The sequence below is a fragment of the Aggregatibacter sp. HK296 genome (assembly GCF_980469475.1).
In genome coordinates this window covers 1,612,487-1,631,415 of record NZ_OZ413142.1, presented here as the reverse complement: position 1 = coordinate 1,631,415, position 18,929 = coordinate 1,612,487, and the positions used below count along the sequence as shown (strand labels likewise).

General features: G+C 43.1%; 18 protein-coding genes. All 18 read left to right on the top strand.

What is annotated here, in order from left to right; translation table 11 throughout:
• Nucleotides 1–3: 3 nt before the first annotated feature.
• Nucleotides 4–1,662 (top strand): putative transporter, encoded by a 1,659-nt coding sequence (locus AC30SH_RS07670; protein WP_489582339.1) that lies wholly within the window; start codon nucleotides 4–6, stop codon nucleotides 1,660–1,662.
• Between the two features lie 152 nt (nucleotides 1,663–1,814).
• A complete protein-coding gene (pyrH, locus tag AC30SH_RS07665; protein ID WP_489582338.1) occupies nucleotides 1,815–2,537 on the top strand; it encodes a UMP kinase in 723 nt (240 codons plus the stop codon).
• Between the two features lie 38 nt (nucleotides 2,538–2,575).
• On the top strand, nucleotides 2,576–3,133 hold the full coding sequence (gene frr / locus AC30SH_RS07660; RefSeq protein ID WP_006716863.1) for a ribosome recycling factor: 558 nt from the start codon (nucleotides 2,576–2,578) through the stop codon (nucleotides 3,131–3,133).
• A gap of 110 nt (nucleotides 3,134–3,243) precedes the next feature.
• A complete protein-coding gene (gene ispC / locus AC30SH_RS07655) occupies nucleotides 3,244–4,449 on the top strand; it encodes a 1-deoxy-D-xylulose-5-phosphate reductoisomerase (RefSeq protein ID WP_489582337.1) in 1,206 nt (401 codons plus the stop codon).
• A 22-nt stretch (nucleotides 4,450–4,471) separates the two neighbouring features.
• A complete protein-coding gene (gene uppS, locus AC30SH_RS07650) occupies nucleotides 4,472–5,191 on the top strand; it encodes a polyprenyl diphosphate synthase (RefSeq protein WP_489582336.1) in 720 nt (239 codons plus the stop codon).
• A gap of 14 nt (nucleotides 5,192–5,205) precedes the next feature.
• Nucleotides 5,206–6,075, top strand: a complete 870-nt coding sequence (locus tag AC30SH_RS07645) for a phosphatidate cytidylyltransferase (RefSeq protein ID WP_489582335.1) — start codon at nucleotides 5,206–5,208, stop codon at nucleotides 6,073–6,075.
• Nucleotides 6,076–6,085: 10 nt separating this feature from the next.
• On the top strand, nucleotides 6,086–7,420 hold the full coding sequence (gene rseP, locus AC30SH_RS07640) for a sigma E protease regulator RseP (protein ID WP_489582334.1): 1,335 nt from the start codon (nucleotides 6,086–6,088) through the stop codon (nucleotides 7,418–7,420).
• A 26-nt stretch (nucleotides 7,421–7,446) separates the two neighbouring features.
• On the top strand, nucleotides 7,447–9,852 hold the full coding sequence (gene bamA, locus AC30SH_RS07635) for an outer membrane protein assembly factor BamA (protein WP_489582333.1): 2,406 nt from the start codon (nucleotides 7,447–7,449) through the stop codon (nucleotides 9,850–9,852).
• A gap of 99 nt (nucleotides 9,853–9,951) precedes the next feature.
• Nucleotides 9,952–10,530 (top strand): OmpH/Skp family outer membrane protein, encoded by a 579-nt coding sequence (locus AC30SH_RS07630; RefSeq protein WP_212510340.1) that lies wholly within the window; start codon nucleotides 9,952–9,954, stop codon nucleotides 10,528–10,530.
• On the top strand, nucleotides 10,530–11,561 hold the full coding sequence (gene lpxD / locus AC30SH_RS07625; protein WP_212510341.1) for a UDP-3-O-(3-hydroxymyristoyl)glucosamine N-acyltransferase: 1,032 nt from the start codon (nucleotides 10,530–10,532) through the stop codon (nucleotides 11,559–11,561). Before AC30SH_RS07630 ends, lpxD begins: the two co-directional genes overlap by 1 nt.
• Before the next feature lie 130 nt (nucleotides 11,562–11,691).
• Nucleotides 11,692–12,102: a 3-hydroxyacyl-ACP dehydratase FabZ gene (gene fabZ / locus AC30SH_RS07620; RefSeq protein WP_048750176.1), complete on the top strand. Its 411-nt coding sequence runs from the start codon at nucleotides 11,692–11,694 to the stop codon at nucleotides 12,100–12,102.
• Between the two features lie 19 nt (nucleotides 12,103–12,121).
• Nucleotides 12,122–12,910, top strand: a complete 789-nt coding sequence (lpxA, locus tag AC30SH_RS07615; RefSeq protein ID WP_048749959.1) for an acyl-ACP--UDP-N-acetylglucosamine O-acyltransferase — start codon at nucleotides 12,122–12,124, stop codon at nucleotides 12,908–12,910.
• Between the two features lie 79 nt (nucleotides 12,911–12,989).
• Nucleotides 12,990–14,174 (top strand): lipid-A-disaccharide synthase, encoded by a 1,185-nt coding sequence (gene lpxB / locus AC30SH_RS07610; RefSeq protein ID WP_212510342.1) that lies wholly within the window; start codon nucleotides 12,990–12,992, stop codon nucleotides 14,172–14,174.
• Entirely contained in the window at nucleotides 14,167–14,766 is a 600-nt protein-coding gene (rnhB, locus tag AC30SH_RS07605) for a ribonuclease HII (protein WP_212510343.1), read from the top strand. The genes lpxB and rnhB overlap by 8 nt, the downstream gene beginning before the upstream one ends.
• A 39-nt stretch (nucleotides 14,767–14,805) precedes the next feature.
• On the top strand, nucleotides 14,806–16,668 hold the full coding sequence (locus AC30SH_RS07600) for an SLC13 family permease (protein ID WP_212510344.1): 1,863 nt from the start codon (nucleotides 14,806–14,808) through the stop codon (nucleotides 16,666–16,668).
• Nucleotides 16,669–16,685: 17 nt separating this feature from the next.
• A complete protein-coding gene (locus AC30SH_RS07595) occupies nucleotides 16,686–17,294 on the top strand; it encodes a CDP-alcohol phosphatidyltransferase family protein (RefSeq protein WP_314886079.1) in 609 nt (202 codons plus the stop codon).
• Between the two features lie 10 nt (nucleotides 17,295–17,304).
• On the top strand, nucleotides 17,305–17,937 hold the full coding sequence (locus tag AC30SH_RS07590; RefSeq protein WP_048749950.1) for a lysophospholipid acyltransferase family protein: 633 nt from the start codon (nucleotides 17,305–17,307) through the stop codon (nucleotides 17,935–17,937).
• On the top strand, nucleotides 17,937–18,866 hold the full coding sequence (locus AC30SH_RS07585) for a phosphatidate cytidylyltransferase (RefSeq protein ID WP_048749948.1): 930 nt from the start codon (nucleotides 17,937–17,939) through the stop codon (nucleotides 18,864–18,866). Before AC30SH_RS07590 ends, AC30SH_RS07585 begins: the two co-directional genes overlap by 1 nt.
• The last annotated feature ends 63 nt before the right edge of the window (nucleotides 18,867–18,929 follow it).

The window sequence follows — 18,929 nt, the reverse complement described above, 5'->3', positions numbered from 1 at the left end:
AATATGAGCGATATTGCTATTACGATTAGCCTACTCGCCCTGGTCGCCGTGATTGGTTTATGGATCGGTCATTGGAAGATCAAAGGTGTCGGTTTTGGTGTAGGCGGGGTGCTCTTTGGTGGGATCATTGTGGCGCATTTTACCAATCAATACGGATTGGCATTAGACACGCACACATTGCATTTCGTGCAAGAGTTTGGCTTGATTCTGTTTGTTTACACTATTGGGATCCAAGTGGGGCCGGGGTTCTTCTCTTCCTTGCGCCGTTCGGGGTTAAAACTTAACGGTTTTGCCTTTTTGATTGTGTTGCTTGGCGGGATTTCGGTGATTCTTATTCATAAGCTTGCCGATGTGCCGTTAGACATTATTCTGGGGATTTATTCCGGGGCGGTAACCAATACGCCATCGTTGGGGGCGGGGCAACAAATTTTAGCGGAGCTTGGGCTAAAAAGTGCCACTTCCACCATGGGGATGGCATATGCCATGGCCTATCCGTTTGGGATCTGCGGTATTTTACTTTCCATGTGGTTGGTGCGTTTGTTCTTTAAAATTAAGGTAGATGAAGAAGAACAACATTTCCAACATGAAAGCGGACAAGATAAAGAAACGTTAACCACCATGGACGTAAAAGTCACCAATAAAAACTTGGATGGTTTACGCCTAATCGATATCCCGGGCTTTGGTGAAGGGGATATTGTGTGTTCCCGTTTGAAAAGTGGCAACAATGTTTGTGTGCCAAAAGCCAGCTCAGAAATCCATTTGGATGATGTGTTGCATTTGGTCGGTGATGGCAGCGCATTGAAAAAAATGTGCTTAATTATTGGTGATGAGTTGGATGTGCCTGTTTCCACCAAAGGCGGAGAGATTCGTTCAGAACGTGTTGTGGTGACGAGTGAAAAAGTCTTAGGTAAAAAAATCAAATCGCTTGGTATCCATCAAAAATACGGCGTAGTGATTTCTCGCTTAAACCGTGCCGGTGTGGAATTGGTTCCGACAGCAAATACGACCTTACAATTCGGTGACGTACTGCACATGGTTGGTCGCACAGACATGATGAATAACGCCATTTCTGTGATCGGTAATGCCGAGCAAAAATTGCAACAAGTGCAAATGTTACCGGTCTTTATCGGGATTGGTTTAGGGGTGTTATTTGGGTCTATTCCTTTTTATATTCCAAGTTTCCCTGTTGCCTTAAAATTAGGTTTAGCGGGCGGGCCATTAGTCATTGCATTGATTTTGGCGCGTATTGGTACCATCGGTAAACTGTATTGGTTTATGCCGCCAAGTGCTAACTTGGCGTTACGTGAGTTAGGGATTGTCTTGTTCTTGGCCGTCGTTGGGTTGAAATCCGGCGGCAGTTTTATGGACACTTTATTAAACGGAAGCGGGTTGGAATGGATGGGCTACGGTATCGTTATCACGTTAGTGCCTTTACTCATTACCGCAGTTATCGCACGTTTATACAGCAAATTGAATTACCTTTCACTGTGCGGCGTACTTGCCGGTTCGATGACCGATCCACCGGCATTGGCATTTGCTAATGCTATTAAAGAAGGTAGCGGGGCAGCTTCTCTCTCTTATGCGACAGTATATCCGTTGGCGATGTTCTTACGTATTGTTTCTCCACAATTGCTGGCATTGTTACTCTGGAGTTTTACATAACCAGAAAACGCGTTTAAAAATGACCGCACTTTGTCTAAAAGTGCGGTCATTTTTTTCCTTATTTAAGGGCGCTATTTCTTTATGTTGACTTCACAGGGTAGATAAGATCTATTAAAATGAGCCAATTTTTGTGAAGACAAAAGGGAAATAAGATGAGTCAACCGATTTATAAAAGAATTTTGTTAAAACTAAGCGGAGAAGCCTTACAAGGCGATGAAGGTTTCGGCATTGATGCGTCTATTCTTGATAGAGTGGCGTTAGAAATCAAAGAACTGGTTGAAATGGGTGTTGAAGTGGGTGTCGTCTTAGGTGGTGGCAACTTATTCCGCGGTGCTAAATTGGCCAAAGCGGGAATGAACCGTGTGGTCGGCGACCATATGGGAATGTTAGCTACGGTCATGAACGGTTTGGCGATGCGTGATTCGCTTTTTCGTGCGGATGTGAATGCAAAATTAATGTCAGCATTTCAATTAAACGGCATTTGTGACACTTACAACTGGTCTGAAGCGATCAAAATGTTGCGTGAAAAACGCGTTGTCATTTTCTCCGGCGGTACAGGCAGTCCGTTTTTTACAACAGATTCCGCCGCCTGCTTACGTGGCATCGAAATTGAAGCGGATGTCGTGTTAAAAGCAACCAAAGTCGATGGTGTCTATGATTGTGATCCGGCAAAAAATCCAAATGCCATGCTTTATTCGCACCTTTCTTATGCCGAAGTGATCGACAAAGAATTACAAGTGATGGATTTAGCAGCTTTCACACTGGCTCGTGACCACGGTATGCCGATTCGCGTGTTCAATATGGGGAAACCGGGCGCGCTACGTCGCGTGATTGTCGGTGAACAAGAAGGCACATTGATTTGTGCAAAAGACTAGTTTAACGGTTTGATTTATTTAATAGAGAAGGAATTATCGTGATTAACGACATTAAAAAAGATGCGCAAGACCGCATGGAAAAAAGCCTTGAAGCGTTAAAAGGCCATATTGCAAAAATTCGTACCGGCCGTGCACAACCAAGTTTGTTGGATGCGATTCAAGTGGATTATTACGGCTCTGCGACACCATTACGTCAATTAGCCAACGTGGTGGCGGAAGATGCCCGTACTTTAGCGGTGACTGTGTTTGATCGTTCATTGATTCAAGCGGTAGAAAAAGCCATTTTAACCTCTGATTTAGGCTTGAATCCGTCTTCTGCCGGTACAACGATTCGCGTGCCACTTCCACCATTAACAGAAGAACGTCGCCGTGATTTGATTAAAATTGTGAAATCAGAAGGTGAGCAAGGCAAAGTAGCGATTCGTAACGTTCGCCGTGATGCTAATGATAAAATCAAGGCCTTGTTAAAAGATAAAGAAATCAGTGAAAACGATCAGCACAAAGCTGAAACCGAAATTCAACAAATTACCGATAAATTCATCAAAAAAGTCGATGAAGTGTTAGCGGAAAAAGAAAAAGAATTACTCGATTTCTAATCATAAAAACAGGTTAACATCAGACGCAGTGCCTTACTGCGTCTTTTCTTATATGGGCGGATGAGGTTTTCATACTGCCCGAAAAATTGACAAAGTGCGGTCGAAATTTTATGCAAAAAAAACAAAAGGTCGTGATTCTTGGCGCGACAGGTTCCATCGGTAATAGCACCCTTTCGGTGATTGAACACAATCCGGAAAAGTATGAAGCGTTTGCTTTAGTCGGGGGTTCCAATGTGGATGCGATGTTTGAAAAATGCGTGAAATTTCGACCGCACTTTGTTGCTTTAGCGGATGAAAGTGCGGCGAAAATTTTGCGTGAAAAATTGGTAGCACATCAGCTTCCGACGCAAGTATTTGCCGGTCAACAAGCCATTTGCGAATTAAGCGCACATCCTGATGCGGATATGGTCATGGCGGCGATTGTTGGTGCAGCCGGATTGTTGCCAACGCTGTCGGCAGTGAAAGCCGGCAAAAAAGTTCTGCTGGCAAATAAAGAAGCGTTGGTCACTTGCGGGCAGATTTTTATTGATGCGGTAAAACGCTATGACGCGCAATTATTGCCGGTAGACAGTGAACATAACGCCATTTTCCAATCGTTGCCTCCGCAGGCGCAACAACACATCGGATTTTGCCCGTTGGCAGATTTGGGCATTAGTAAAATCGTGCTGACCGGTTCGGGTGGGCCTTTCCGTTATACGGATTTAAGCGAATTTGGCGGTATTACACCGGAACAGGCGGTAGCACATCCTAACTGGTCTATGGGCAAGAAGATCTCTGTGGATTCCGCAACGATGATGAACAAGGGGTTGGAGTATATTGAGGCCCGTTGGTTGTTTAATGCGACAGCCGATGAAATGGAAGTCATTATTCACCCGCAATCCATTATTCACTCCATGGTACGCTATATTGATGGCAGCGTTATTGCGCAAATGGGGAATCCTGATATGCGCACACCGATTGCAGAAACTATGGCGTATCCGCACCGCACTTTTTCCGGCGTAGCTCCGTTAGATTTTTACCAATTAAATGGGCTGACTTTTTTAGCGCCGGATTATCAACGTTATCCTTGTTTGAAACTGGCGATAGAGGCTTTTGCGGCAGGACAGTATGCGACTACTGCCATGAATGCGGCAAATGAAGTGGCGGTACAAGCCTTTTTAGATCGCCAAATTAAATTTACGGATATTGCCAAACTGAATCAGACTGTCGTGGAACAAATGCCGTCGCAACAAATCAAACAGATTGATGATGTGTTGGAGGTGGATCGTGCCGCTCGTGACTATGCGCGACAACAATTGGCATATTGGTCACACTGATATTTTGCATTGAGAAGGGATAATGACAGAATTAGATCGGAATAATATTCCGCAACACGTTGCGATTATCATGGACGGCAACGGGCGTTGGGCGAAGCAACAAGGAAAAATGCGCGTTTTTGGACATAAAAACGGCGTGGCGGCAGTACGTAAAGCCGTGTCTTATGCTCGCAAAATTGGGGTGAAATATTTAACCTTATATGCGTTTAGTAGCGAAAACTGGAATCGCCCCGAGCAGGAAGTGAGCGCATTGATGAGTTTGTTTATGCAAGCGCTTGATTTTGAAGTGAAAAAACTGCATAAAAATGACATTCGTTTGAAAATTTTAGGCGACATTTCCCGCTTTAGTGCAGGCTTGCAGGAAAAAATCAAAAAAGCGGAAAAATTAACGGAAAATAACACCGCACTTACGTTAAATATTGCCGCTAATTATGGCGGGCGTTGGGATATCGTTCAGGCTGCACAGCAGTTGGCAGAACAGGTTCAAGCGCAACAGCTTAACGTCGCAGACATTAATGAAGCTTTATTGCAACAGCATTTGGTGACAAAAGATGAGCCTGAAGTGGATTTATTGATTCGTACCAGTGGTGAACAACGCATTAGCAATTTCTTATTGTGGCAAACAGCCTACGCGGAATTATATTTTTCTGATGTACTGTGGCCGGATTTTAATGAAGCCGAGTTTCATCAGGCGATCTTATCTTATCAACAACGTCATCGCCGTTTTGGCGGGACCGAATAATTGAGGAATATATTGTGCTTAAACAACGAGTTATTTCGGCAATTGTGTTAATTGCCCTTGTCTTTATCGCATTATTTTTATTTTCACCTTATTATTTTGCCCTCGCCTTAGGGGTTGTCGTCGTGTTAGGCGTTTGGGAATGGACGCAGTTTTTTAATTTCAAGCAACCCACTTTTTGGCGCTATGCCATCACAGGTTTAAGTGCTGCCTTTTTATTTCTCTGGATCTATGGGGAAGGCAATTATTTAGACGCGGGTCGTGTATTTGAACTGTATGCTCAGCCGATTTTATTGGGCGCAGTTATTTGGTGGCTGGTGGCCTTATTTTTTGTGGTGACTTACCCGAAAAGTAGTGTTATTTGGGGCAAACATTCCGTCTTACAATTCTTTTTCTGTTTCTTTACCCTTATCCCATTTTTAATCGGCGTATTATTGTTACGTTTAGAGCATTATGTGACAGAGCCTTACCACGGCATTATGCTGTTGTTGTATGTGTTTGTTTTGGTTTGGGTGGCAGATTCCGGTGCTTATTTTGTCGGTCGTAAATTTGGTAAACACAAACTGGCACCAAAAGTTTCTCCGGGAAAATCTTGGCAAGGGGCGATTGGCGGTTTAGTGATGGCAGGCATTGTTGCAGCCATTTTTGTGAATATAGCACAACAACGTTTGACTGCGAATGTCTCGTCCGAAGCCTTTATTGCTTTGTCAGTGGCAACCGTTGCCATTTCTATTTTAGGCGATTTAACGGAAAGTATGTTTAAACGCCAAAGCGGTATCAAAGATAGCAGTCATTTAATTCCGGGGCATGGCGGTATTTTGGATCGCATTGACAGCTTAACGGCAGCGGTTCCATTCTTTGCCTACTTCTATTTCTTTGTCTTATAGGATTGGCGATATGTCATTTTTGTGGTCAACCGTTTCATTTTTGATTGTGATTGCCGTTTTAGTGACGGTGCATGAATATGGCCATTTCTGGGCGGCACGAAAGTGCGGTGTGAAAGTCCATCGTTTTTCTATTGGTTTTGGCAAAGTCATTTGGTCGCGCACCGATAAACAAGGAACGGAATTTGCGGTGTCAGCCATTCCGCTTGGGGGCTATGTCAAAATGCTGGACGGACGCAATGAAGAGGTGCCTGAGACCTTAAAATCACAGGCCTTTGACCATAAAACGGTCGCTCAGCGCGCATTTATTATTGCCGCCGGTCCGCTCGCGAATTTCTTGTTTGCGATTTTTGCTTATTTTCTGATTTATACCATCGGAATTCCAAGCGTTAAACCGGTTATTGATGATATAAAACCTCATTCTATTGCAGAGCTGGCGCAGGTTCAGCCAAAAACGCAAATTACTGAAATTGATGGTGTTGCTACGCCTGATTGGGAAACCATCAATATGCTTTTGGCAACTAAAATTGGTGAAAGTAGAGTAGAGTTAACCTTAGTTGAATTCGGTTCGAATATTGAACAGCATAGAATCTTAGATTTATCTCAATGGAATTTTAACCCTGAAAAAGAAACAGCTTTTAGTTCTCTTGGTATGTTACCGGTTAGAACTAAAGTCGATATGACTTTGTCTAAGGTTGTCGAGAATTCCCCTGCACAAAAAGCGGGATTATTGGTCGGTGATAAATTATATTGGGCAGATGGTCAGCCGATACGATGGCAGGATTTTATTGAGCAAGTGGAATTAGGTAATCCATTATCTGTGAAGATCGAGCGTAATGGGGCGTGGTTGATGAAGACTATTACGCCAGAACTGAATGACCAAAAGCGTTTAGTTGTTGGTATTTCCCCGACTTTTTCCCCTGTGCCTGATGAATATCGTACTGAATTAAAGTATGATATGTTTGAATCCTTACAGAAGGGAGCTGAGAAGACGTTTCAACTCTCTTGGCTAACCATAAAAATAATCGGGAAATTATTGGTTGGCGAGTTGTCTTTGAATAATTTAAGTGGTCCGATTTCTATTGCGCAAGGTGCAGGCGCGTCATCTGAATTAGGCTTAGTTTATTACCTCAGTTTTCTTGCGCTTATTAGTGTAAATTTAGGGATCATGAATCTCTTCCCATTGCCTGTGCTTGATGGGGGACATTTAGTTTTTTTAGGATTAGAAGCGCTTAAAGGAAAGCCGGTTTCCGAACATGTTCAGAATATCAGCTATCGAATCGGTGCCATCTTATTGTTGATGTTAATGGGATTTGGACTGATTAATGATTTTTTACGTTTAAATTAGTATTTTTATACAGGATAGAAATTACGATGAAAAAACTTTTACTTGTAAGTTTGTTGTTTGGTTCTACCGCCGCGCTTGCGGGGCCTTTTGTAGTTCAAGATATTCGTGTTGACGGTGTTCAGGCTGGTAGTGAAAGTCAGATTATTGCCTCGTTACCGGTAAAGATTGGCCAAAAAATTAATGATGCCAATATTTCTAATATCGTCCGTAATTTGTTCCTAACGGGTCAGTATGATGATGTAAGAGCATCACAGCAAGGAAGTACGTTGGTTATTTCGGTTATGCCGAAAGCGATTATTTCTGATGTGGTGTTTGAGGGGAATAAATCTGTTCCAAACGATGCATTAAAGCAAAACTTAGATTCCAATGGTTTTCGTAAAGGCGATGTGTTGAATCGTGAAAAATTAGAAGAGTTTCGTAAAGGTTTAGAGGAGCACTATCATAGTGTTGGTCGTTATAATGCAAAAGTCGAAACGATTGTTAACCCATTACCCAATAACCGTGCGGAAATTAAGATTCAAGTAACCGAAAATGATGTGGCATTGTTGAAAGATGTTACTTTTGTCGGTAATCAAGCCTTTGATAGTGATCGCTTAGAAGATCAAATGGAGCTCCAACCGGATGCTTGGTGGAAGTTCTTTGGTAACAAATTTGATTCTACCCAATTCACTAAAGATCTTGAAACAATTAGAAATTATTATCTTGACCGTGGTTATGCTAAAGCCGGAATTGCCAATACCGACGTGAAACTAAACGATGAAAAGACGGAAGCTCGAGTAACAATTGATATTGTTGAAGGTGAAAAATATACCGTTAATGGCACGCGTATTGTGGGTGATGTAGGCGGTATGGCGGAACAATTGGCGCCATTACTTAAGCAAATTCATGTTGGCGAAGAGTTTCGTCGTAGTGATGTACAGTTAGTTGAAGAAAGTATTAAAGCAACACTTGGCGAACGTGGTTATGGTAGTGCGCAAGTGAACGTACAGCCTGATTTTAATGATGAGAATAAAACGGTTGGTTTAAGTTTTGTTGTTGATGCCGGTAAACGTTATTCTGTCCGTCAAATTCGTTTTGAAGGTAATACCGTGAGTGCGGATAGCACCTTGCGTCAAGAAATGCGTCAGCAAGAGGGGAGTTGGTTATCTACTGATTTAGTTGAATTAGGTAAAGTGCGGTTGGATCGTACAGGCTTTTTTGAAACCGTTGAAAGCCGTACCGAAGCCGTTGAAGGAACCAATGACCAAGTTGATGTTATTTATAAGGTAAAAGAACGTAATACCGGTAGTATTAATTTTGGTATCGGTTATGGTACGGAAAGCGGTTTAAGTTACCAAGCCAGTATTAAGCAAGATAACTTCTTGGGCATGGGGTCTTCTCTTAGTTTGGCCGGCTCCCGTAATGATTACGGTACAAGCGTAAATTTAGGTTATACAGAACCATACTTCACTAAAGATGGTGTCAGTTTAGGCGGAAATGTTTTCTTTGAAAGCTTTGATAACTCAAAAAATTCAACATCAGCTGCTTATGCGCGTACGACTTATGGTGGTAACCTAACCTTAGGTTTCCCGGTCAATGAAAACAATGCCTACTATCTTGGTGTTGGTTACGCCTATAACAAATTAAAAAATATTACCCCTGAATATAATCGAGCTTTGTATTTAGCCTCTATGAACTTTGATGACTGGGTGTTCAAATCTCATGATTATGATGTTTCATTTGGTTGGAATTATAATAGCTTGAACCGTGGTTTCTTGCCAACTAAAGGGGTGAAAGCGTCTATCGGTGGTAAAGTTACGATTCCAGGCTCTGATAATAAGTACTATAGACTCAATGCTGATGTTCAAGGATTTTACCCGCTTAACCGTGATCAGACATGGGTATTATCTGGACGTTTAGGCGCATCTTATGCTGATGGTTTTGGAGGTAAACGTCTACCGTTCTATCAAACTTATACCGCAGGCGGTATTGGTAGTTTACGCGGCTTTTCTTATGGCGCGATTGGTCCACAAGCGATTTACGCTAAAACGCCAATCTCAGCAGCTTGTCGTGGCGTTAGTACAACCCCTAGCTGTTATAATGACGATAAGTTAAATGGTGATGTGGTTGGCGGTAACGCGATGGCCACAGCTAGCGTGGAATTAATTGTACCAACGCCGTTTGTTGCAGAGAAAAATCAAAATTCTGTTCGTACATCCTTCTTCGTTGATGCAGCGAGCGTATGGGATACACACTGGAAATCAGAGAAAGGCAAGTTTAATAGTAATTTACCTGATTATGGCGATCCTTCTCGTGTTCGAGCTTCTGCTGGTATTGCATTCCAATGGCAGTCTCCGATTGGCCCATTAGTGTTCTCTTATGCTAAACCAATCAAAAAATATGAAAATGATGATATTGAACAATTCCAGTTCAGTATTGGTGGATCGTTCTAAACAGAACAGTCTAATCCAATTGATATAAAGAGATATCTGTGCCAAGACATTGGCACAGAAGAGTTTAATGTTTAACTTACTAAAAGGAAAAATAAAAAAATGAAAAAAACTGTAAAATTAACCGCACTTTCTTTAGCTTTAGCATTCACTTCTTCTTTAGCAATGGCAGAAGAAAATATCGCTTTTGTAAGCGCAGATTACCTTTTCCAGAATCATCCGGATCGTAAAGTTGTTGCTGAAAAATTAGAGGCTGAATTCAAACCAACCGCAGATAAATTAGCAGAAAACAAAAAACAGATTGATGCAAAAATTGCGGATGTTCAAAAGAAAGTGGAAGCAAAAGTGACTGCTTTACAGAAAGAGGCGCCTAAATTACGTTCTGCAGACATCAAAAAACGCGAAGATGAAATTAATAAATTTGCTAATGATGAGCAAGACGCTATTAATAAATTGATTACTGAGCACGATCAAAAAGCAAAAGCTTTCCAAGAAAGTTATGCAAAACGTGAAAATGAAGAAACAACAAAAATGATTGCGAGCATTCAAACCGCCACTAATAATGTAGCGAAACAAAAAAATTACACTTTAGTGCTTGATGATCGTTCCGTTGTTTTTGCTGTTGACGGTAAAAACATCACTGAAGATGTATTAAAAGCAATTCCTACACAGGCTAAATAATGAAGACCTATTCCCTCTTGGAATTAGCACAACAAATCGGCGCTACCATTCGTGGTAACGCCGATGTTGTTGTGAGTAATATCGCTCCCTTAGATAAAGCAGATAAACATCAGCTAACATTTATTTCTAATGCCAAATTCCGTGAAAAACTGGCACAGTCAAAGGCGGGTATTTTGGTAGTATCCGAAGCGGATGTGGAATTTTGTTCACCGGAAAGTAATTTGCTTATCGTGAGAGATCCTTATGTTGCCTATGCAAAATTAGCACAATATATGGATACCACACCAAAAGCGGCAAGTGGAATTGCAAAAAGTGCGGTCATTTCTGACGACGTTTTGTTAGGTGAAAATGTCTCTATCGGTGCAAACAGTGTCATTGAATCCGGCGTTGTGCTTGGAGACAACGTGGTGATTGGCGCAAATTGCTTTATTGGTAAAAATACTAAAATTGGCGCGCACACCCAACTTTGGGCGAATGTATCCGTATATCATGAGGTCGAAATTGGCCAGCATTGCTTAATTCAATCCGGTGCAGTCATCGGTAGCGATGGTTTTGGTTATGCCAATGAGCGCGGTAAATGGATCAAAATCCCGCAAGTAGGACAAGTGATTATTGGTAATCACGTTGAAATTGGCGCTTGTACCTGTATTGACCGTGGCGCATTAGATGCAACCGTAATTGAAGATAACGTGATTATCGACAACCTTTGTCAGATTGCCCATAACGTGCATATCGGCACGGGTACCGCGGTTGCCGGCGGGGTGATTATGGCAGGCAGTTTAACCGTGGGACGTTATTGTTTAATTGGCGGCGCGAGCGTGATTAACGGGCATATGGAAATCTGTGATCAAGTGACCGTCACCGGCATGGGGATGGTGATGCGCCCGATTACCGAACCTGGTGTGTATTCTTCCGGTATTCCGCTCCAAACCAATAAAGAATGGCGCAAAACGGCGGCATTGACGCTTGGCATTGATGGTTTAAATAAACGCATTAAAGCCCTTGAGAAAAAACTGAAATCAGATGAGTGATGTTTCGTTCATTTTGTGTTGATGCGTTAAATAACGTATAATTTAATGCGTATTTTTTGTTTCTTATTTAATATTGAAAGGTAATCCCGTGACTGAACAAACCTCAAGAATTATCGAATCTCACGAAATCATGCAATTATTGCCACATCGCTATCCATTTTTGTTAGTGGATCGTGTGATCAATTTTGAAGAAGGAAAATGGTTGACCGCGATTAAAAATATCAGTGTGAATGAGCCTTGTTTTACCGGCCATTTCCCGGGAAATCCCATTTTACCGGGCGTGTTAATTCTTGAAGCCATGGCGCAGGCTATGGGTATCTTAGCTTTCAAAACCCATGAGTTAGCCGGTGGTGAGATTTTCTATTTCGCCGGTGTTGATGAAGCCCGCTTTAAGCGTCCGATTGTTCCGGGCGATCAAATGGTATTACACGTTGAAGTCATTAAAGAACGTCGTGGTATTACTGCCTTTACCGCTACAGCAACCGTTGACGGTGAAGTGGCCTGTGAAGCGAAACTAATGTGTGCTCGTCGTGCAGCATAATTCAGACAAGGGGATAAATATGATTCACCCAACAGCCAAAGTTCATCCGCAGGCCATTGTTGAAGAAGGTGCAAAAATTGGTGAAAACGTGGTTATCGGCCCGTTTACCATCATCGGTAAAGACGTTGAAATCGGCAAAGGTACTGTTGTTCACTCCCATGTTGTGATTAATGGGCATACACGAATCGGCGAAGATAATGAAATTTATCAATTTGCCAGCATTGGTGAGGTGAACCAAGATCTTAAATATCAAGGTGAGCCAACACGTGTTGTGATTGGTAACCGTAACCGCATTCGTGAAAGTGTGACTATTCACCGTGGTACCGTACAAGGTGGCGGAGTGACGAAAATCGGTGATGATAACTTATTCATGATTAACGTCCATGTCGCACATGACTGCGTGATTAAAAACCGCTGTATTTTAGCCAATAACGCCACCCTTGCCGGACACGTGGAATTGGACGATTTTGTGATTGTCGGCGGAATGTCTGCAATTCACCAATTCGTTGTTGTAGGCGCTCATGTGATGTTGGGCGGCGGGTCTATGGTCAGCCAAGATGTGCCTCCATATGTCATGGCGCAAGGCAATCATGCTCAACCGTTCGGGGTAAACATTGAAGGGTTAAAACGTCGCGGTTTTGATAAACCGACAATGCATGCGATTCGTAACGTTTACAAAATGATTTATCGTAGCGGTAAAACGCTAGATGAAGTGATGCCGGAAATTGAACAAATTGCTGCCACAGAGTCAGCGATCAGTTTCTTCTTGGATTTCTTTAAGCGTTCCACCCGCGGCATTATCCGTTAATCCTTTTAATAAATTCATCTATTGCCGACCGCTCTTTTCTATGACTAAAAGAGCGGTCGTTTTTTTCAGAGTTTTGACTATGCCAAATTCAATATCCCTCAATCATTCTCCAACCATTGCAATCATCGCAGGCGAAGTCTCCGGTGACATTCTCGGTGCGGGTTTAATTCACGCCCTGAAAGCGCGTTACCCGAACGCTAAATTTATCGGTATTGGCGGTGAACGCATGATTGCCGAAGGATTTGAAACTCTGTTTGATATGGAAGAGTTATCCGTGATGGGATTGGTGGAAGTGCTGAAACATCTACCACGCTTACTCAAAATTCGCCGCAGTATCATTGAGCAATTATCGGCCTTAAAACCGGATATTTTCATTGGCATTGATGCACCGGATTTCAATTTGGACGTAGAACTGAAACTCAAACAGCAGGGCATTAAGACCATTCATTATGTGAGTCCGTCCGTGTGGGCATGGCGTCAGAAACGCGTGTATAAAATCGCAGCGGCCACCAATTTAGTCCTTGCCTTTTTGCCTTTTGAAAAAGCCTTTTATGATCGTTTCAATGTGCCTTGTCGTTTTATTGGGCACACCATGGCGGATGCCATTCCGTTGAAACCGAATCGTGATGAAGCCTGCCAATTACTCAATTTAGATCCAACTCAATGTTATGTGGCGATGTTAGTGGGCAGTCGTGGTTCTGAAGTGGAATTTCTTAGCGAACCTTTCTTACAAACTGCGCAACTGCTACATGAACGCTATCCGGATGTTAAATTTCTTGTGCCGTTAATTAATCAAAAACGTCGTCAGCAATTTGAACAAATCAAACAACGCGTTGCGCCGGAATTGGACATGATTTTATTGGATGGCAATGCGCGTGCCGCAATGATTACGGCCGAGGCAACCTTGCTCGCTTCCGGCACAGCCGCGTTAGAGGCCATGTTATGTAAATCCCCGATGGTAGTGGGATATCGCATGAAACCTTTCACCTATTTCTTAGCCAAACGCTTGGTGAAAACTAAGTATGTTTCTTTGCCAAATTTGCTGGCAGACGAAATGTTAGTGCCGGAATTAATTCAAGAAGACTGCAACCCAACGAATTTGGCAGAAAAATTGTCCCTGTATTTAAGTGAGGACAAAAGTGCGGTGCAAAATCGCCACGTTTTATTACAGCGTTTTGCTGAGTTGCACCAAATGATTCAATGCAATGCCGATCAGCAAGCCGCACAAGCAGTGATTGATTTATTGGAGCCATCCCATGGATAAGTTTGTATACCCACAAGGCTATGAACTCATTGCCGGCGTGGATGAAGTGGGACGTGGGCCGTTAGTGGGGGCCGTGGTGACAGCTGCAGTGATTTTAGATCCGAATAAGCCCATTGAGGGACTTGCCGATTCTAAAAAACTGTCGGAAAAAAAACGTTTATTGTTGGCGGAAGAAATTAAGCAAAAAGCCTTGGCGTGGGCGCTTGGGCGAGCGGAACCACATGAGATTGACGAGTTAAATATTTTGCATGCCTCCATGCTTGCTATGGAACGGGCGATAAAACATTTGAAAATTCAACCGCACTTTGTGTTGGTGGATGGCAATCAGATTCCACCGAATTTGTCGATACCGGCCCAAGCGGTTGTTAAAGGGGATGCTTTAGTCGCGGAAATTAGCGCGGCGTCTATTTTGGCAAAAGTCGCACGAGACCAAGAAATGTTGGAATTGGATCAACAATATCCACAATATGCCTTTGCGCAACACAAAGGCTACCCAACGAAATTGCATTTGGAAAAAATCGCCGAATTTGGCCTTTTACCACAGTATCGCCGTAGTTTTGCGCCTGTTAAAAAATTATTAGAATCGCTATAATTTAACCTGCATTTGAACATTTTTAGCACGGAGGGCGCCATGAACCAATTCACCAGCTTACTTGATTCTTTCCGTCCAGAACCTTGGGTGTGGGTGCTGTTGTTGCTCATTGCTTCCGTGATTCTCTTCATTCGTAACCGCATTCGCATGGACGTCGTCGCTATTTTGGTGATGCTGGCGTTCAGCCTCAGTGGCATTTTAACCGTACAAGAAGTGTTTGCCGGTTTTAGTGACCCCAATATTATTCTGATTGCTTTATTGTTCATCGTCGGGGAAGGCTTGGTACGCACCGGTGTGGCGTATCAAGTGAGCGAATGGTTGTTAAAAGCTTCTCATAACAGTGAAGCACGTGTATTAGTTTTCATGATGTTAGCCGTGGCAGGTCTGGGGGCTTTCATGAGTTCCACGGGGGTCGTGGCTATTTTCATTCCTGTGGTGCTGATGATTTGTCGCCAAATGAATATCTCTCCGAAACGTTTGATGATGCCACTGAGCGTTGCCGGGCTTATCAGTGGCATGTTGACGTTGATTGCGACAGCGCCCAACTTAGTGGTGAATGCCGAGTTGGTACGCGAAACGGATATGCGTTTGAAATTCTTCGATTTTACGCCTATTGGTTTAGTGATTTTGTTTATGGGGATCGGCTATATGCTGGTTGCCCGTCGTTGGTTAAAGTCCGATAAAGAAAATGAAACCAACAGCATGGATAAACGTTCCATGAGTGATTTGATTCATGAATATGGTTTGCAACAACGCACGCAGCGTTTTGTGGTAAGAAAAGGCTCACCGCTTATTGGTAAAAATCTGGATGAATTACATTTACGTTCTAAATTTGGTTTGAACGTGTTGGCGATTGAACGTTGGAAACGTTTTCGCCCGATATTTATTGCTGCGCTTGGTTCCTCAGAAGTCCGAGAGAAAGACATTTTATTGATGGATAGCAGCGATCCTGAACTCAATTTGAAAGCATTTTGTCAGGAATATAATCTAGAACGGGCGGAAATTCGTGCGCAATCTTTTTCTGAACAAGCCAGTTCTATTGGTATGGCGGAATTGATTTTAGTGCCGGATTCCGACTGTATCGGAAAATCGACTGAAGAACTTGCTTTCCGTTCTAAATACGGCTTGAACGTTGTAGGCATTAAGCGTGACGGAGAAGTGCTTGGTGGGCATTTTGTCGAAACGCCGTATAAAGCCGGGGATTTATTGCTGGTGATTGGCGATTGGAAACTCATCCAGCAAATGCGTAGCCACAGCAAAGATTTCTTTGTGTTGAATTACCCGACTGAAATCACCCGTGCCGTGCCGGCGCAAAGCCAAGCGCCTTATGCCTTGTTGAGTATTTTAGTGATGGTGCTGTTAATGGTGACCCGTGTTGTGCCAAATGTGGTAGCCGCCCTCATTGCTTGCTTAATGCTAGGCTACTTCCGTTGTGTAGATAGCAAAAGTGCTTATGGTTCAATTCACTGGTCAAGCCTTGTCCTGATTGTGGGCATGATGCCATTTTCGTTGGCTTTACAGAAAACCGGTGGGGTGTCGGTGATTGTCGAGTTAATGCTGAATTTAGTAGGAGGCATGGGCAAACATTGGATTTTAATTAGCCTATTTATTCTCACTGCCGTTGTTGGTTTATTCATTTCTAACACGGCGACTGCAATTTTGATTGCCCCAATCGCCATTACGATGGCGCACCAACTCAATTTATCCCCGATGCCATTTGCAATGGTGGTGGCTATCGCCGCTTCTGCCGCGTTCATGACGCCGGTATCTTCACCGGTAAATACCATGGTTTTTGGCCCCGGTGGTTATAAATTTTCTGATTTTGTCAAAGTCGGTGTGCCGTTCACTCTTTTGGTTATGTTGGTGAGCGTGTTTCTTATTCCTTTACTCTTTCCTTTTTAAGGTTTAAGGAGAATGTGATGAGTATTTATGATCTGAAACCCAAATTCCAAAATCTATTACGACCTCTCGTGATAAAGCTGGAACAACGAGGTGTGACCGCCAATCAAGTCACCTTAACCGCGTGTGCCATTTCTGTCATTTTAGGGCTAATTTTGACCGCACTTTCTGGTTATCACTGGCTTTTTATGCTGATTCCTATTTGGTTGTTCGTGCGCATGGCACTTAATGCCATTGATGGTATGTTAGCGCGTGAATTTAACCAAAAATCCCGTTTGGGCGGATACCTGAATGAAATCACTGATGTCGTGTCTGACGCCGCGTTATATCTGCCTTTTGCTTTTGTCCATCCTTTTGATGCGTTACAAATCGGCTTGATCATTTGGTTGTCGGCATTGACGGAATTTTGTGGTGTGCTCGGGCAAGTGCAAGGAAAAACACGTCGTTATGATGGTCCGTTAGGTAAAAGCGACCGGGCGTTTTTGTTTGGCGTGTTAGGCTTGGTTTATGTTTTTGTCCCTACTTTACCGGATTTTCTCTATTGGTTGCTTTGGGTTGTCATCATTCTATTAATTGTCACTTGTGTCAAACGTGTGAAATCTGGCTTGGTCGAAGTGGGTAATGAATAGGAGCGTGATTATGTTAGCCAAATTGATTGATTTTCTCTTATGTCGTTTCACCTCCTTTATCACCGGTGTGCGCCCGCAAAAAAATGTGGAACAGCAATCCGCGGATAAACATCGTTTGTATTTTGCCAACCATAATAGCCACGGTGATTTTATTTTGTTGTGGGTCTCTTTGCCTTATCAAGTGCGCAAAAACACTCGCCCGGTTGCCGGCGCGGATTATTGGACAAAAGGGCCGATTCGTCGTTTCTTAGCGTACAACGTGTTCAATATGTTGCTGATTGAGCGGGGAGGCGACAATCCACAAGCCATTACCCAACAAATTAGCGATGCCCTGCAACATCATTCTCTGATTATTTTCCCTGAAGGCACCCGTAAAATGGACGACGATGTGGCGCTACAACCTTTCAAAAGCGGTTTGTATTACATCGCAAAGCAAAACCCGCAATTAGAACTTGTGCCGGTATGGATTAGTAATATGCATAATGTTTTGCCGAAGGGTTTTGTGGTGCCAATTCCGCTGTTGTGCGATTTATACATGGGAGAGCCGCTCTTCTACCGTGAAGCGGAAGACAAAACCGATTTCTTGAACCGAGCCAAACAGGCACTATTAAGTCTAAATTTAACCGAAAAAGGGAAAGCATAATGGAAATATGGCAACTGTTTGGTGGTTTAATTATCACCTTAATTATTGCGTCATCAATCGGTTATGGATTGAAATTCAAAGTCGGTTTTTCCACCCCTCATGCGGTAATTGATAATCTTAACGCGCGAATTAATGCCTGGTGGGTCATGATTCTGATCATCTTTGCCGCCGCGGCATTGGGTTTTTATGGCGTGATCGGGTTATTTTTTATCATTTCTTTCATGGCATTACGTGAATTTTTATCCTTGCTTTATATTCGTCGTGGCGATCATCTCGCACTTGCCGCTTGTTTCTACGTCATACTGCCTCTTCAATATTTTTTAGTGGCAATTGACTGGTTCAGTATGTTCACCATCTTCATTCCGGTGTATGGCTTTCTATTTTTGCCAATCCTCTCCGCCTTGTTGGGCGATACGGCGCATTTCTTAGATCGTTCCACCAAAGTACAATGGGCATTGATGATCAGCGTCTTCTGTATTTCTCACATCCCGGCAATCCTGACATTAGATATTGAAGGTTTTGAAGGTAAAAAACTGCTATTGATGATTTTCTTGATTTTAGTGGTGCAATCCAGTGATGTGTTGCAATACGTATGGGGCAAGTTATTCGGCAAACACAAAATTGCGCCAAAACTCTCGCCATCCAAAACCGTGGAAGGTTTTGTAGGCGGTGTCGTCAGCGCCAGTGTGCTGGGAGGCTTGCTCTATTGGCTTACGCCGTTTAACCCGGTACAAGCGGTGTTAATGAGCTTATTAATCTGCCTCATGGGCTTTTTAGGTGGCTTAGTGATGTCCGCTATGAAACGCAGCATGGGGGTAAAAGACTGGGGGAATATGATTAGTGGCCACGGCGGTATGCTAGATCGCATGGATTCCCTTTGCTTCGCTGCGCCGATTTTCTTCCATGTGGTGAGATATTATTGGGCTTAGTAGGATTTTTGTGAGAACGGCTTCTAGCCGGATTTATTGATTAACAAACCTTAAAAATGAGAG

What these genes read in the sequence shown, in the direction of transcription:
- AC30SH_RS07670 (WP_489582339.1), top strand. Translation starts at nt 4, where the DNA reads ATGAGCGATATTGCTATTACGATTAGCCTACTCGCCCTGGTCGCCGTG.
- pyrH (WP_489582338.1), top strand. Translation starts at nt 1,815, where the DNA reads ATGAGTCAACCGATTTATAAAAGAATTTTGTTAAAACTAAGCGGAGAA.
- ispC (WP_489582337.1), top strand. Translation starts at nt 3,244, where the DNA reads ATGCAAAAAAAACAAAAGGTCGTGATTCTTGGCGCGACAGGTTCCATC.
- uppS (WP_489582336.1), top strand. Translation starts at nt 4,472, where the DNA reads ATGACAGAATTAGATCGGAATAATATTCCGCAACACGTTGCGATTATC.
- rseP (WP_489582334.1), top strand. Translation starts at nt 6,086, where the DNA reads ATGTCATTTTTGTGGTCAACCGTTTCATTTTTGATTGTGATTGCCGTT.
- bamA (WP_489582333.1), top strand. Translation starts at nt 7,447, where the DNA reads ATGAAAAAACTTTTACTTGTAAGTTTGTTGTTTGGTTCTACCGCCGCG.
- AC30SH_RS07630 (WP_212510340.1), top strand. Translation starts at nt 9,952, where the DNA reads ATGAAAAAAACTGTAAAATTAACCGCACTTTCTTTAGCTTTAGCATTC.
- lpxD (WP_212510341.1), top strand. Translation starts at nt 10,530, where the DNA reads ATGAAGACCTATTCCCTCTTGGAATTAGCACAACAAATCGGCGCTACC.
- fabZ (WP_048750176.1), top strand. Translation starts at nt 11,692, where the DNA reads ATGCAATTATTGCCACATCGCTATCCATTTTTGTTAGTGGATCGTGTG.
- lpxA (WP_048749959.1), top strand. Translation starts at nt 12,122, where the DNA reads ATGATTCACCCAACAGCCAAAGTTCATCCGCAGGCCATTGTTGAAGAA.
- lpxB (WP_212510342.1), top strand. Translation starts at nt 12,990, where the DNA reads ATGCCAAATTCAATATCCCTCAATCATTCTCCAACCATTGCAATCATC.
- rnhB (WP_212510343.1), top strand. Translation starts at nt 14,167, where the DNA reads ATGGATAAGTTTGTATACCCACAAGGCTATGAACTCATTGCCGGCGTG.
- AC30SH_RS07600 (WP_212510344.1), top strand. Translation starts at nt 14,806, where the DNA reads ATGAACCAATTCACCAGCTTACTTGATTCTTTCCGTCCAGAACCTTGG.
- AC30SH_RS07595 (WP_314886079.1), top strand. Translation starts at nt 16,686, where the DNA reads ATGAGTATTTATGATCTGAAACCCAAATTCCAAAATCTATTACGACCT.
- AC30SH_RS07590 (WP_048749950.1), top strand. Translation starts at nt 17,305, where the DNA reads ATGTTAGCCAAATTGATTGATTTTCTCTTATGTCGTTTCACCTCCTTT.
- AC30SH_RS07585 (WP_048749948.1), top strand. Translation starts at nt 17,937, where the DNA reads ATGGAAATATGGCAACTGTTTGGTGGTTTAATTATCACCTTAATTATT.